This is a genomic window from Curtobacterium sp. ABR8, from assembly GCF_057812125.1.
This window is the reverse complement of the sequence record NZ_CM173818.1, coordinates 103,691-117,585: the sequence shown is the minus strand read 5'-3', so window position 1 is coordinate 117,585 and position 13,895 is coordinate 103,691. Positions and strand designations below refer to the sequence as shown.

Annotated in this window: 11 protein-coding genes; 3 read left to right on the top strand and 8 right to left on the bottom strand. The window is 72.9% G+C overall.

Annotated features, from left to right (window positions below; all coding sequences use genetic code 11):
- Positions 1–12 precede the first annotated feature (12 nt).
- Entirely contained in the window at positions 13–1,299 is a 1,287-nt protein-coding gene (locus ACXKZB_RS00535; protein WP_488824275.1) for an MFS transporter, read from the top strand.
- Positions 1,300–1,342: 43 nt separating this feature from the next.
- On the opposite strand, the gene ACXKZB_RS00530 is transcribed toward ACXKZB_RS00535, so the two are convergent.
- Positions 1,343–2,152, bottom strand: a complete 810-nt coding sequence (locus ACXKZB_RS00530; protein WP_488824274.1) for an isocitrate lyase/PEP mutase family protein — start codon at positions 2,150–2,152, stop codon at positions 1,343–1,345.
- A 57-nt stretch (positions 2,153–2,209) separates the two neighbouring features.
- Positions 2,210–3,337, bottom strand: a complete 1,128-nt coding sequence (locus tag ACXKZB_RS00525; RefSeq protein WP_488824273.1) for a LacI family DNA-binding transcriptional regulator — start codon at positions 3,335–3,337, stop codon at positions 2,210–2,212.
- Here ACXKZB_RS00525 and ACXKZB_RS00520 point away from each other — a divergent pair.
- The gene (locus tag ACXKZB_RS00520) at positions 3,316–4,737 is read left to right on the top strand and encodes an MFS transporter (RefSeq protein WP_488824272.1); all 1,422 of its coding nucleotides are present in this window, start codon (positions 3,316–3,318) and stop codon (positions 4,735–4,737) included. The genes ACXKZB_RS00525 and ACXKZB_RS00520 overlap by 22 nt on opposite strands.
- A gap of 12 nt (positions 4,738–4,749) precedes the next feature.
- Here the strand turns inward: ACXKZB_RS00520 and ACXKZB_RS00515 are convergent, their stop codons facing one another.
- The 6 genes from ACXKZB_RS00515 to ACXKZB_RS00490 form a co-directional block, all read right to left on the bottom strand.
- Positions 4,750–6,273, bottom strand: a complete 1,524-nt coding sequence (locus tag ACXKZB_RS00515) for a helix-turn-helix domain-containing protein (RefSeq protein WP_488824271.1) — start codon at positions 6,271–6,273, stop codon at positions 4,750–4,752.
- Positions 6,270–7,364: a DUF917 domain-containing protein gene (locus tag ACXKZB_RS00510; protein ID WP_488824270.1), complete on the bottom strand. Its 1,095-nt coding sequence runs from the start codon at positions 7,362–7,364 to the stop codon at positions 6,270–6,272. Before ACXKZB_RS00510 ends, ACXKZB_RS00515 begins: the two co-directional genes overlap by 4 nt.
- Before the next feature lie 118 nt (positions 7,365–7,482).
- The gene (locus ACXKZB_RS00505; protein ID WP_488824269.1) at positions 7,483–8,607 is read right to left on the bottom strand and encodes an S-methyl thiohydantoin desulfurase family protein; all 1,125 of its coding nucleotides are present in this window, start codon (positions 8,605–8,607) and stop codon (positions 7,483–7,485) included.
- Positions 8,604–9,773 (bottom strand): S-methyl thiohydantoin desulfurase family protein, encoded by a 1,170-nt coding sequence (locus ACXKZB_RS00500; RefSeq protein ID WP_488824268.1) that lies wholly within the window; start codon positions 9,771–9,773, stop codon positions 8,604–8,606. Before ACXKZB_RS00500 ends, ACXKZB_RS00505 begins: the two co-directional genes overlap by 4 nt.
- Positions 9,770–11,326, bottom strand: a complete 1,557-nt coding sequence (locus ACXKZB_RS00495; protein WP_111028775.1) for a hydantoinase/oxoprolinase N-terminal domain-containing protein — start codon at positions 11,324–11,326, stop codon at positions 9,770–9,772. The genes ACXKZB_RS00500 and ACXKZB_RS00495 overlap by 4 nt, the downstream gene beginning before the upstream one ends.
- A 236-nt stretch (positions 11,327–11,562) precedes the next feature.
- Positions 11,563–12,936 carry a purine-cytosine permease family protein gene (locus ACXKZB_RS00490; protein ID WP_488824267.1) on the bottom strand — a complete coding sequence of 458 codons (1,374 nt, stop codon included), beginning with the start codon at positions 12,934–12,936 and terminating at the stop codon, positions 11,563–11,565.
- A gap of 174 nt (positions 12,937–13,110) precedes the next feature.
- Here ACXKZB_RS00490 and nucS point away from each other — a divergent pair, with 174 nt between their 5' ends.
- Positions 13,111–13,806, top strand: coding sequence for an endonuclease NucS (gene nucS / locus ACXKZB_RS00485; protein ID WP_194649676.1), 696 nt, complete (start codon positions 13,111–13,113; stop codon positions 13,804–13,806).
- The last annotated feature ends 89 nt before the right edge of the window (positions 13,807–13,895 follow it).

Here is a 13,895-nt window from a genome sequence, read left to right as displayed (position 1 = left end):
AGGGTCTAACGCATGAAACGACCTGCGCCCATTAGTCCTGCGTCAGAGCGGACCGGGCCGGACTTCGCGAAGTTCTGGGTCGCCCAGGCAGCGTCGTCGATCGGTGGTCAGATCAGCGAACTCGCGGTGCCCTTGCTCGCCGTCCTGGTGCTGCACGCGTCGGCGGGCGAGGTCGGGCTGCTCGGCGCAGCTCGGTGGGTACCGTTCCTGCTGCTCGCACTGCCGCTCGGGGTCCTGGTCGACAGGCGGCGACGACGCCCGCTGCTCGTCACGTCCGACATCGCCCGAGCGACCCTGACGATCGTCGTGGTGGCACTGGCGTTCTCCGGCCTGCTCACGTTGCCGACCCTCGTGGTCCTGGTGGGGGCGCTCGGGGCGTTCACCGTCCTGTTCGAGGTCGGCTACCAGTCGTTCTTGCCGACGGTCGCGGGCCGCGAGCACCTCGAGCGCGCGAACGGTCGGTTGCAGGCGACGGCGTCTGCGGCGGAGATCGGAGGCCCCGGCCTCGCCGGCTTGCTCATCCAGGCACTGTCCGCCCCGTGGGCACTGCTCACCCATGCCGCGACCTACGTCGTCTCGGCCGTGGCGCTCCTCGGCATCTCGACCCCGGAACGGCACCCGGTCCCCACGGGCAGGAGCCCTCTGCGCGACCTGGCGGACGGGCTGCGGTTCGTGCAGCGCGACCGCTACCTCGTGTCCCTGGTCGGCTTCGCCGGCATCTACAACCTCTTCGCCCAGTGGGTGATGGTGCTCTTCACCGTCCACGCCGTTCGTGAACTCGACCTCACCGCTGGGCAACTCGGGCTCGTGTTCAGTCTCGGCGCCGTCGGGGCGGTCCTCGGCGCGGCTGCCGCGCCGGTGAGCGTCAGACGTCTCGGTGCCGGGTCCGTCATGGTCGGGTGCGCCGCGGCCGAGTGCCTCGCCCTCGCCGCCCTCCCCGTCGTCGATGCGTCGTGGACGGCGCCCGTGGTCGTCACGGTCCTCGTCGTCGTCTTCGCGATCAACGGAGCCGGGACGTCACTGTCGAGCGTCGTCGCGTTGACACTCCGTCAGCTCCGGACCCCCGACGACCTGCTCGGCCGGGTCAACGCCACGATGCGGTGGCTCTCCTACGGCGTCATCGCCATCGGCGCCGCTGTCGGGGGCATCGTCGGCGAGTCCCTCGGCACCCGCACGGGTATCGCCCTGGGGTGCGCCGGCACGCTCCTCACCGTCGTCTGGGTGGCCGCGTCACCCCTCCGGAAGGTGGGCGACCCACGCCTCCTCGCCACCCACGCGGGCCCCGATCGCGCCTCGTGATCCGAGCGAGGCGACCGCCCCTCGAGGCGACCGCCCGCTCCCGTCAGGACAGTGCGTTCATCTCGCCGTACTCGACGCCCCGGGCGGTGGAGTCGTAGGTCCCCGCGGTCAACAGCTCGGTGGCCGCCTGCCGCGCCACGGCGTACGCGGCCTGCGCGACCCCGGAGCCGAGGCTGACGCGCGCGACGCCGAGTGCGGCGAGCTCCGAGACGATCGGCGACCCCGGCCCGGCCATCACGTTCAGGGGCGCACCGACGGCCTCGACGAGCGCGCGGATCGTGTCGACGTCGCCGACCCCCGGGACGAACACGCCGTCGGCCCCGGCGTCGACGTACCGGTTCGCGCGGTCGATCGACTCCGCGAGCATCCGGTCCGGCGCGACGAGCCCAGCGAGGTGCACATCGGTCCGCGCGTTGACGAACAGCCGGACTCCGGCGCGCTCGGCGGCACGGCGGGCCACGGTGATGCGGTCGACGAGCTCGCTCGGTGGCAGCGCGCCGTCCTCGATGTTGATCCCGACCGCGCCCGCTCCGAGGACCGCGTCCACCGTGCGCTCCACCCCGTCGGCAGCGTCCGCGGAGCCACCCTCGATGTCCACGGTGACGGGGACGGAGACCGCGGCGGTGATCCGGGTGATCGCGCCGAGTGCTTCGTGGAGCGGGAGGGCATTGCCGTCCGGGTACCCCAGCGACCATGCGACACCCGCGCTGGTGGTCGCGATGGCCGGGGCACCGGCGACCTCGATCAGTCGGGCACTCGCGGCGTCCCACGCGTTCGCGAGGACGAGCGGATGGTGCCGGTTCCGGTGGAGCGAGTGGAAGCGGGTGGCTGCTGCTGTCGTCGTGCTGTTCACGGAACCAGTCCAGCCTGCACCGCCGCCCCGGTCTGGCGGATTCCGGACGGCGTGGGATCAGCGCAGCGTCGGCGGCGGCCCTGTCGTGTCACCCACGCGCAGCTCCGAGCGGAACGACGCCGGCTGCGGCTCCGCCCCCTCGAGCATCGCCAGGGCAGCACGGGCTGCCGCTTGGCCCTTCTGCACGAACGGCTGCACGAGCGTGGTCAGGTGTCGGATCGGGGTCCGGTGCAGCAGGCTGTCGTCCACCGTGATGCCGTCGAACCCGACGACGCTGACATCCTCGGGCACCCGGAGTCCGGCGTCGAGAGCGGCCGAGATGACCCCGACGGCGATCAGGTCACTCTGCGCGATGACGGCGGTGGGGCGGGGACCGGCCGGCGCGAAGAGCTCCGTGCCGGCGAGACGTCCCTCTTCCACCGAACTACCGGCGGTCTCGATCGCGACGGCGTCCGGGTAGACCTGGCGCACACCACGCAGGCGTTCGAGCGTGGTGAAGGCGATGCCCTCGTCCTGCCGGGCTGCGTCGATCGGACCACGGCGGCGTGCGGCGTCGAGGGGCAGGGTCACGACGGTCACGTCCCGGTGGCCGAGCTCCTGCAGGTACTCGGCAGCACGGCGTGAGGCGTCCCGGTTGTCGAGCTGGACCGGCACGGCACCCTCGATCTCGTCCGCCTCGATCGCGACGACAGGGATCTGCCGACGCCGCAGCACCGCGACGGCCGGGTCGATCCGGACGTTGCACCCGACGAGCACGACGGCGTCCATCGGGGCGTCGACGAGTGGCCCGGCGCCCTGTTCGTCATCGAGCGGACTCCGGACCAGTAAGAGTGAAGCGCCCGCGGCCCCGGCGACCTCGGCGATGCCGTCGAGCGTCAGGACGTTGACCGGGTCGCGGAAGGCATCGCTCAGACGCTCGTCCATGACGACACCGATCACGCCGGAACGCCCTCGACGGAGCGAACGCGCACGGGGATCGGGACCGCCGTACCCGAGCTCTGCGGCGGCGGCGAGCACGCGGGCCTTGGCGTCCTCGGACACCGGGCCGCTGCCGCTGAACGCGAGCGAGGCCGTCGACGGCGCGACACCGGCGGCGCGGGCGACCGCGGCCAGCGTCGGGCGCGACGGACGGGCGACGCCGCCGCGGGAAGGCGACGCGCCGGGTGCTGTTGCCGGTTCGTCCATCGCCGGTTAGCGTAGCCGGAACAATCGGTCGAATCGATTCGATCAGCGCAACGCACGCCTCAGAACACGCAACGAAGCACGATGGGATCACCATGACGACGCCGTCCACCCGCACCGTCCCGACCACGAAGGCCTGGATCATCGCGGTGTTCGTCGTGTTCACCCTGTCCGGGCTCGACATCGCGACCTGGCTCGGCCGGATCCCGAGCGTCCGCGACTCCCTCGGGGCGAGCACCTTCGAGATGGGTCTGCTCGTCCTCGGCATGGCCGTCGGCTCGATCGCCGGCCTGACGTTCGCGGGCCACATCGTCGCCAAGCTCGGAGCGCGCCGTGGTGTGCAGGTGGCCGCCGCCTGCCTGGCGCTCGGCATGGTCTTCGCCGGCATCGCGGTCACGCTCGAGTGGGGCTTCGCCGCCATCTGGATCGCGCTGATCGCCTTCGGGTTCGGCAACGGCCTGTGCGACGTGTCGATGAACGTCTCCGGAGCCGCCGCCGAGAAGGCCGGCGGGCGCACGATCATGCCGCTGTTCCACGCCGCGTTCAGTCTCGGCACGCTCGCCGGCGCAGGCCTCGGAGCCCTGGCCGAGAAGCTCGAGGTCCCGGTCTCCCTGCACTTCATCGTCCTGGTCGTCATCACGAGCGCCGCCATGCTCGTCGCCGTCACGAAGTTCCAGGACGAGCACCGGTTCGCGGAGCAGGTCTCCACCGACACCAGCCCGGTCGCGACGCCGCTCACCCGCTGGCAGGTCTGGGCGCAGCCCTCCACGATCCTCATCGGTGTGATCGTGCTCGGCATGGCGCTGGCCGAGGGGTCCGCGAACGACTGGCTGCCCCTCGCGATGATCGACGGCCACGGGCTCGACAACGCCGGCGGTGCTGCCGTGCTGACGGTGTTCCTCGCCGCGATGACCGCCGGCCGTGTCGCCGGCAGCCCGCTGATCGACAAGTTCGGCCGCGTGCCGATCCTGCGCATCAGCGCCGCCGTCGCGGTGGTCGGCCTCGGCATGCTCATCTTCATCGACAACGTGCCGCTCGCGATCGTGGGCGTCGTGCTCTGGGGCCTCGGCGCGAGCCTCGGCTTCCCGATGGGCATGTCCGCCGCGGCCGACGACCCCCACACCGCCGCCGCCAAGGTCAGCGCCGTCGCGACGATCGGCTACGTGGCGTTCCTGGCCGGGCCGCCGCTGATCGGGTTCCTCGGTGAGGAGATCGGCCTGCTCGGGGCGCTGCTGATCGTCTTCGTGTTCATCATCGCGGCCGGCCTGGCCTCGGGTGCAGCGCGCGAGACCGGTGCCGCCGCCCGGCCCGCCCGCGGGACCGCCACGACGAGCGGGACAACGAAGCGCGAGACCGAGAAGGCCAGCCAGACCGACAAGACGAGCGAGACCAGCCGCAGCTGACGCACCCCGCGCTCAGTCGCCGTCGCCGGCCCGCGCCCGCGTCGCCAGGTGCAGGGCGAGCCGGGTCTCCGGGTCGGACAGGTCGACCCCGAGCAGCCGCTCCACCCGCGCGATGCGGTCGGACACGGTGTTCCGGTGCACCCCCAGCACGGCGGCGGTCTCGGCGATCGACGACTCGGCGTCCAGGTACGCGGCGAGCGTCGTCAGGAGCGCCCCGCCACCGCGCTCGAGCGGAGCGAGCAACTGCCGCGACGCCGGCAGGAACGTGTCCGTCTGCGTCCACGCGAGCAGCAGCTGCGCGAGCCCGAGCCGGTCGACGTGCACGAAGTGCCCCGACTCCGGACGGCTGGCGGCCAGACGGGCGGCGTCGCCCGCCTCACCGAGCGTCCGGACCAGCCCGGCAGGGCCCGCCTGCAGACTGCCGACGCCCACGTTGGTCTCCACGGTGGTGCGGAGCGTGTTCTGCGCGCGCCGCAGCCGACCCGCGATGTCAGCCACTGCCTCCCGGCCGGGTTCGTCGGGTTCCGACACCCACAGCACCCAGCCATCCGCCTGTTCGACGACGACCGCGTCGAGTCCCTCGGCGCGCACCGCGGCGTCGACCTGCTGGCGGAGCGCGACCAGGTCGACGCCCTGCCGTGCGACCACGCGTGCGCCGACGTGCCAGGCGTCCAGCCGCCACCCGGCGGCGATGGTCCGCTGCACGAGTTGCGGGGCGGGCGCCCCGTCGGCCGCACGGAGTTCGTCGAGCATCGCCATCCGGTAGCGGGCGTCGCGCTCGTCGTCGAGCCTGGTGAGCAGCAGCCGGTGGCCGACGGCGACGGCGGCGACCTGCAGGGCACTCGCGACCACCTGCTTTTCGGCGGCGATCGGGACGGTCAGGCCGACGGCCAGCCAGGCGCGCGGTCCGATGCCGGTGCCGACCGGGATCGCCACGAGCGTCTCGTCGATGCCCTCGGCGGTCAGCACATCGCTGGTGCCGGCGCGGCGGACGAGCACGGCGCGGGCCGCGTCGTCGACGGCGGCTCCGCGGAGCGCCAGGCCCGACGCGTCGAGGAACCGCACCGGGTGACCGAGCGACCGGTCGAGCCGGGCGAACAGGTCGTCGAGTTCGGGGCCGGCGTCGAGCGCGACGCGGGAGGCGTCGAGGGCGGCCCGGGACGCCGGGCCCATCCCGGTGCCGATGAGTTCGTGCAGGCGGACCGAGGTCGCCCACGGGTCCGGGGTGGCGAGCACGGCGACGCCGAGCCGGTCGGCGAGCGTCGTGGTGCCGGGTCCGAGTTCCAGCGCCCCGTCGACGACGAGCAGGGTGGTGCCGGCCGCGGACGCCCGGCGCAGCAGCACGTCGAAGCGCGCGTCCGCGCGGTCGACCGGGGTGAGCAGCACGACGACGTCGTCGCCCTGCGACAGGGACCGGCCGACCTGGTCGGGGGTCCCCACGACCCCGCGGACGCTCCGGACCGCGGTGCTGCCGGGGCCGACGAGCAGGCGGGTGCCGGAGGGCAGGAGCGGGAGCAGGTCGCCGACGGCGTTCACGCGAGCACCTGGCCCACGGCCTCGGGGACGACGTCCGCGTCGATGCCGAACGCCCGCGGGCCCATGCGCGCGGTGCGGTCGGGGTCCGCCCACCACCACGGTGCCGACGGCAGCACGAGCACGGCGAGTTCGTTGCCGACCCGCGTGCGGTCGGTCGCCACGGGCGCGAGCGACCGGGCGTCGACGACGGTGATCACGCTCGGGGTGCTGGCGACGGGCCGGCCGTCGACCAGGCAGTGCACGTACTCGCTGCCCGCCTCGACCCGGGCGACCGCACCGGTGTCGGCGTCGCGGATGGCCAGGCTGCTGCGGACGAACGCGAGCGCGTCCCCCTCACGCTGGACGTCGATGACCCGGCCCTGCGCGACGACCCGGCCGCCGATGAGCGCGGCGAGTTCCGCCGCGTCGCGTGCGCCGCCCGCTGCGCGTCCGATCCGGAGGGCGCGCTGCACGCTGCCGACGACGGCCCGCTCGCGCAGCAGCGCGACCGGGACCGGGCCGATCGCGAAGGCCGCCCAGCCGCCGCTGTGCGAGACGGCTTCGCGCCACACCGTCTCGACGTCGTGGGGGTGCCGGGCGTCGACGACGATCCGCAGGCCGCTCGTGGTGGCCGCCGCTGCCGTGATCGTCGTGGTCGGGCCGACGAAGACCGACAGCTGGTCGATGCGCGGGACCGCGCGGCCGACCAGGTCCGCGTCGACGAGCGGCAGTCCGGCGGCGTGTGCGGTGAGGGCGGCGGCCGGTCCGGTCACGCCGCCGATCTGCGCGGCGACGACGGCGTCGGCACGGGTGCCCGTCCAGCGTTCGACCGCCGCGAGCGCGGCCGGCAGCTCCTCGCCGCTCGGCATCTTCTCCTCGAGCACGGTCGTCGACCCGATCAGCCCGACCGCCACCACCGATCGGAGCGCGGGATCGTCGAGGTCGACGACCGGCACGCTGCGGTCGCCGAGCGCGAAGCGGAGCGCGCTGACCATGTGGTCGACGCGGCCACCACCACCGCAGCCGAGCAGGGCGGTGCCGCGTCCGAAGACGGTCGCGTCGTCGGCCTGGAGGCCCGCCCCACCGCCGCCCCGCCGCTCACCCTGGTCCATGGGTCCATTCTGCTGCCGTGGTCGCGTCTCGGGGCCGGAGCCCGGGGCCGGGGGTCGGGTGCACGGGCCGGGGGTCGGGTGCACGGGCCGGGCGCCGGGGTCGGCGCGCGGCCGTTTGTCAGCCGACCGCCGGGGCGGCCGGGCGGACGTGCTCGTGGAGGTCCTCGACCGGGACGAACGGTTCGTCGAGTCCGAAGCACGACGGCCCGAACACGGCGAGCGCCTCCGGGGTCCGCATCAGGTCGGGGGTCGAGATGCCGATCACCCGGACGCGCTGCCCGAACCGCAGGCGTTCGGTGGTGATCGGCTCGGCGGTCTCGGCGTCGAGGACGCAGATCAGGTCGGGCACGACGGCGACGAGCTGACCGTCCCGCCGGGCGACCAGGTTCTCGTTCTGGAACCGGAGTTCGAGCTCGGACCCGTCGGTCCCCTGCACCGTGGCACGACCGCGGGCGAACCCGTCGACCGTGCGGCGCTCGACGTCGACGACCTTGCCGTCGAACAGCTCGCGCAGGTGCGTGTAGATCGTCGTGCCGAGGACCTCGGCGAGCGCGTCGATGGGGTCGCGGTGGGCTTCGCGGGCAATTCGGATGGCCCGACCGACGGCGAGTGCCAGGGAGAGCGTGCGCGGGACGGCGGTCTCCTGCACCTGGCGGCCGGACATGGCGTACTCAGCGATGTAGGCGACGCCGCCGAGCCGGATGGTGACCCCGCGGGCGAGCCACTCCATCTTCTTGTTGTCCGTGCCGGTCTCGATGATGACGCCGTGGCCGTTCTCGTCGCTGATCGCCAGCGGACTGCCGGGGACCCCGTAGACCGAGAACGTCTCCATCTGCAGCTCGGGGAACGCGCGGCCCATGCCGTCCGCGTCGACGACGGGTAGGCCACCGGTGGCACCGACGAGCAGCGGGATCATCGAGTTGATGCCGCCGCACTCGATGGGCATCGTGGCGGTCGCCGTCCGGCCCAGGTGGGCTTCGAGCCGACGGAGGGCGCCGAGGGGTTCCGGTCCGGCCGGGATGCGTTCGAGCACCACGGTCGGTGCGCCCATCTGCGCGGTGGGGATGACGAGGGCGTCGTCGGGCACCTCGGACGGGTCGAGGATCGTGACGGGGCCGTGCTGTTCGATCGCGGCACGGACCAGGAGCATCCCGATGGTGGGGTCGCCTCCGCCGCCGGTGCCGAGCAGCGCGGCGCCGCGGGCCAGGTCGGGCAGGTCGTCGACTTCGAGGATCCAGCTCATCGGTTCGCTCCCGTGCTCAGTTCCCCCGCGCTCGTGGTGCCGTCGTGGCGGACCGCGGGGGTGTCGTAGCCGAAGTACCGCGGGCCGGCCAGGCGCAGGCCGCCCGGGGAGTGCCAGCGCTCGTCGGCCGGTGCCGTGACGATCCGGATGCGGGCGCCGAACCGCAGGGCCTCGGTGGTGATCGGCTCGCCGGTCTCGGCGTCCAAGGTGATGATGAGGTCGGGAGCCGTGGTGCGGACCTGGCCGGCCACCTCGACCAGCAGGTGCTCGTTCTGGAACCGGAGCACCGCCTCCAGGCCGGTGTTGCTGCCGGAACCGGCGATGCGGGCCGTGCCACGGGCGAACCCGGTGACGGTCTTGCGCTCGATGTCGGCGACCTTGCCCTCGAACACGACCGTGCCGCCGAGCACCTCGGTGACCGCCGTGACGGGGTCGGCGTTCTCGCTGCGTGCGCGGACCAGCGTCTCGCCGAGCCGGACGCTCAGCGACAGGCTGCCGCGCACGAACGACTCCTTCACCTGCGCGCCGGACATGGCGTACTGCGCCGTGATCGCGGAGCAGCCCATCTCGACCGTCGCCGGGCGGGCGAGCCGTTCCGCCCACCGGTTGTCCACCGTGTCGAAGACGACGGTGTTGCCCTTCTCGTCGGCCAGGGCCATCGGTGTCGCGCTGACCCCGGACAGGGTCGGCAGCACCATCTGCACCTCGGGGAAGGCACGGCCCATGCCGTCGCCGTCGACCAGGGGCAGGCCGAGCTCGGCAGCGGCGACGATCGGGGTCGTCGAGTTCACGCCGCCGACCTCGATGCAGGCCAGGTGGGTGGGGGTGACCCCGAGGAACGCCGACAGGCTGCGGATGGCCTCGGCGAACTGGCCGGCGGACGGCAGCTTCTCGACCATCACCGTGGGAGCGCCGATCATCGCGACGGAGAGCACCACGGCGTCGTCGGGCAGGTCCTCGACCTGGACGATCTCGACCGGGCCGTGGGCGCGGACGGCGGCCTCGGCGAGCAGGCGTCCGATGTAGGGGTCACCGCCGCCGCCGGTGCCGAGGATCGCGGCGCCGCGGGCGAGGGCGGAGCAGTCGGCGCCGATGGCGGTGAGGAGGGGTGCTGTGGGCGCGGCTTGCGCGGCTGCGGCGCGGGGCGCGGCCTGCGTGGCGCTCATCGGACCAGCGCCCCGAGCGCCAGGTCGCCGACGGCCTTGGCGCGGATCCGCGTCGCGTTGCCCGGCAGGTACGGGATCGGGACCTCGTCGAAGTCGACGATGTCCACCGAGCCGGGGTCGGCGCCGGCCGCGATGGCACGGTCGACTGCCTCTTGCCGGGCCTCGTCGACCACGGCGGACCGGCGGCCGTCGCTGATCGCGTAGACCTTGTCGACCTCGCCGCTGACCTGCGCGATCGCCGCACCGATGGCGTTGGCGACCGAGTAGTGCTCCGGGCGGTGCACGGTGCCGAGTCCGGGCAGGGTGTCGGGCAGCAGCACCGAGCCGCCGCCGACCGCCACGACGGGCAGCGGGTCGGACGAGGTGCGCATCCGTTCGACGATGTCGGCGACGCGCTCCGCGATGACGTCGAGCGCGCGGGCGGCGACCTCGGCCGGCACCCCGGCGACGAGCGACGGGTCCCCGATCGCGCCACGGCCGCCGCGGACGGCCACGTCGGTGGCGGTCAGGGTGGTGCCGCCGAAGACCAGGCCCTCCTCGGTCAGGCGGTACCCGACGGAGTCCGGGCCGACGACGCTGCCGTCCTCGCGGATGCGGGAGCCGCCGCCGATGCCGACGGACAGGACGTCGGGCATCCGGAAGTTCGTGCGGATGCCGGCGACGGCGACCTCGCCCGTGGCCTCACGCGGGAAGCCCGCGGTCAGGACGCCGACGTCGCTCGTCGTGCCGCCGACGTCGACGACGGCGCAGGTGTCGAAGCCGGACAGCACCGCTGCGCCACGCATCGAGTTGGTCGGACCCGAGGCGAACGTCGCGACCGGGTAGCGACGGGCGTACTCGACGTCCATCAGGGTGCCGTCGTTCTGGCTCAGGAAGAGCGGTGCGTCGATGCCGCTGCCCGTGACCGACCCGGACAGGCCGTCCACGATGCGGTCGGCGAGCTCACGGAGCGCCGCGTTGATGATCGTCGCGTTCTCGCGCTCGAGCAGGCCGATGCGACCGATCTCGGACGACAGCGAGAACGCCACGTCGGGCCCGAGCTCGGCGGCCATGATCTCCTGCGCGCGCTGCTCGAACTCGTCGTTGATCGGGGAGAACACCGACGAGATCGCGACGGAGCGGATGCCCGCGGCCGCGATGGCACCGGCGTGCCGCTTGAGTTCCTCGGGGTCGAGCTCCGAGATGACGCGGCCGTCGAACTCGTGGCCGCCGTGGGCCAGGAACGGCTGCGCGTGCACGGCCGACACCAGGTGCCCGGGCCAGTCTGTGAACGGGGGCAGTGACGCCGTCGCCGGCAGGCCCAGGCGGACCGCGGCGGTCGGGGCGAGGCCGCGTGCCTCGACCAGGGCGTTGATGAAGTGGGTGGTGCCGATCATCACGCCGTCGATGTCCGTGGGGCCGAAGGCGTGCTGCTCGCGCAGGCCGTCGAGCGCGGCGACGATGCCCGAGGTGACGTCGGGGGTGGTGGACCGCTTGACCGCCGCTCGGACGGTGCTGCCGTCCATCAGGACGGCGTCGGTGTTGGTGCCGCCGACGTCGATGCCGATGCGCATGGGGTTCCCTTCGGTGGTGCGGTGGAGCGGGTGCGGGGTCGTTCGGGGGGCTGGTGGTTCGTGGGTGCTGGTGGTTCGTGGGTGCTGGTGGTTCGTGGGGTGCTGGTGGTTCGTGGGGTGCTGGTGGTTCGTGGGGTGCTGGTGGTTCGTGGGGTGCTGGTGGTTCGTGGGGACCGGCCGCGCCGTCACACGGATCAGGTGCGCGACGACGCGACCGGCCGTTCGGGGAACCTGCGTCAGGCGGCAGGGGTGGCCGGGGCCGACGCCGGGGCCGGCGCGGCCTCGGTCCGACTGACCCCGACGCCGCGGATCAGCCCGACCTTGCCGGCGATCACGTAGAGCACGAAGGCGATGACCACGGAGTTGATCGACGGGATGCCGACGGCGACGAAGTACCCGATGAGCGAGGCGATCGCCCAGATGACCAGGGTGGCCGGCACCCAGGTGGGCGAGGTCGCCGGGATGTTCTCGGCGTCGCTCAGCTCGCGGCGCCAGCGCTTCACGACGAAGTACTCCGCCACCATGATCCCGGCGATGGGCGGGAAGACGACTCCGAGCACGGACAGGAACGGCGTGAGGGCCCCGAGGAACCCGACCGCGGCGAGCACCGAACCGACGACGCCCATCACGAGCGTCACGAGCCCGCGGTTCACCTGCTTGCCGAACACCGCGTCGATGAAGTTCGTGACGCCGAGACTCGAGCTGTAGATGTTCCAGTCGTTGATCTTGAACGTGCCGAGCAGGATCACGAGGATGCCGACCCAGCCGACGCTCGACGTGATCACGCGGGTGATGTCCGCGGAGCCGACGGCGTGGGCGAGCAGGACACCGGCCAGGCCGATGACGTACTCGCCGAGCGTCACGCCGAGCAGCGTCTGCTTCACGACGTCGCCGACCGACCGGTTGAAGCGCGTCATGTCCGGCGTGATCACCGCACCGACGATGAACCCGCCCGCCACCAGGGTGGTGCCGGCGACGAAGCTCAGCTGCGGACCGGCCGGGGCACGCGCGGCGAGCTCGGCGATCGAGTGCCGGCTCAGCTCGACGATGACCGCCCAGCCGACGAGCACCAGGAACAGCGGCACGGTGACGTTCGCCAGCCACTGCATGGAGTGGAAGCCGCGCAGGACGATCGCGGTGACGAGCAGCCCGAACACGAGCGACCACGCCCACGCGGGCAGGATCGGCAGGATCGCGACGAGGCCGGCCGCCGAGACCCCGGACTGGATGCCGAACCAGCCGATCAGGCTCAGCCCGATCGCCAGCCCGACCAGCGCCGAGCCGGCCTTGCCGAACCCGGTCCAGCGGGCGATGACCGAGGTGTTGAGCCCCTCGCGCACGCCGATGACGCCGACGAGCACCGAGACGATCTCCAGGATCACGGCGCCGAGGGTGATCGCCCAGAAGGCATCCCAGAAGCTCATGCCGAAGCCGAGCGTCGCACCGAGCAGGAACTGGGACAGGGCCGAGATCTGCCCGAAGCGCTGCACGGCGACCTGGAACCAGCCGTAGCGCGCGGACATCGGGACTCGGCTGAGCGAGTAGTCGTCGACGGCGACCGACTCGGAACGGGGGGTTCGTGGTGCTGACACTGCGGTCTCGCTGGCCATCGTGGCTCCTCGGGGAGGGGGTCGGCGTGGGCCGATCGGGGTGTCAGCCACGGTAGGACGGCGTCGGACCGCCGTACATGTGCAGAACGTCGTTACGGGCATGTGAATCCGTGCGCGGTGCACAGCCCGCGCGCCCGGTCCGGGTCACGACACCACGCCGGTTAGGCTTCCGGGGTGCGTCTCGTCATCGCCCGGTGCTCCGTCGACTACGCGGGCCGGCTCTCCGCCCACCTGCCGCTCGCGACCCGCCTGCTCATGCTCAAGGCGGACGGATCGCTGCTCGTGCACTCCGACGGTGGCAGCTACAAGCCGCTGAACTGGATGAGCCCGCCGTGCTCGATCGAGATCACCGAGCCGGACGACGAGCAGTCGGTCGCCGGCATCACGCAGGTGTGGACGGTGACGCAGAAGAAGACGCAGGACAAGCTCATCGTCTCCCTGTACGAGGTCGTGTCCGACGAGACCCACGACCTGGGCGTCGACCCGGGCCTGGTGAAGGACGGGGTCGAGGCGCACCTGCAGCAACTCCTCGCGGAGCAGATCGAGCTGCTCGGCGACGGTCACACGCTGGTCCGCCGCGAGTACATGACCGCCATCGGGCCGGTCGACATCCTCGCTCGTGACGACGCCGGGGCGAGCGTCGCGGTCGAGATGAAGCGCAACGCCAACATCGACGCCGTCGAGCAGCTCACGCGCTACCTCGAGCTCATGAACCGCGACCCGCACCTGCGTCCGGTGCAGGGCGTGCTCGCGGCGCAGACCGTGGCGCCGCAGGCGCGCACCCTCGCCGAGGACCGCGGCATCCGCGTCCTCGTGCTCGACTACGACGCGATGCGCGGCATCGAGGGCGGGCACACCCGCCTGTTCTGAGCCACGTCGGACCGTCCGGTCTGGAGGCGCGGCGCACCCCCGCCCCGCCGCCGACGGATCCCGGATGGTCGCCGCCACGGCCCGGCTAG

Bases quoted from the DNA above. Each gene is read 5' to 3' on its own strand.
- ACXKZB_RS00535 (WP_488824275.1), top strand. From the start codon at position 13: ATGAAACGACCTGCGCCCATTAGTCCTGCGTCAGAGCGGACCGGGCCG.
- ACXKZB_RS00525 (WP_488824273.1), bottom strand. From the start codon at position 3,337: ATGGACGAACCGGCAACAGCACCCGGCGCGTCGCCTTCCCGCGGCGGC.
- ACXKZB_RS00510 (WP_488824270.1), bottom strand. From the start codon at position 7,364: ATGGACCAGGGTGAGCGGCGGGGCGGCGGTGGGGCGGGCCTCCAGGCC.
- ACXKZB_RS00505 (WP_488824269.1), bottom strand. From the start codon at position 8,607: ATGAGCTGGATCCTCGAAGTCGACGACCTGCCCGACCTGGCCCGCGGC.
- ACXKZB_RS00500 (WP_488824268.1), bottom strand. From the start codon at position 9,773: ATGAGCGCCACGCAGGCCGCGCCCCGCGCCGCAGCCGCGCAAGCCGCG.
- ACXKZB_RS00495 (WP_111028775.1), bottom strand. From the start codon at position 11,326: ATGCGCATCGGCATCGACGTCGGCGGCACCAACACCGACGCCGTCCTG.
- ACXKZB_RS00490 (WP_488824267.1), bottom strand. From the start codon at position 12,936: ATGGCCAGCGAGACCGCAGTGTCAGCACCACGAACCCCCCGTTCCGAG.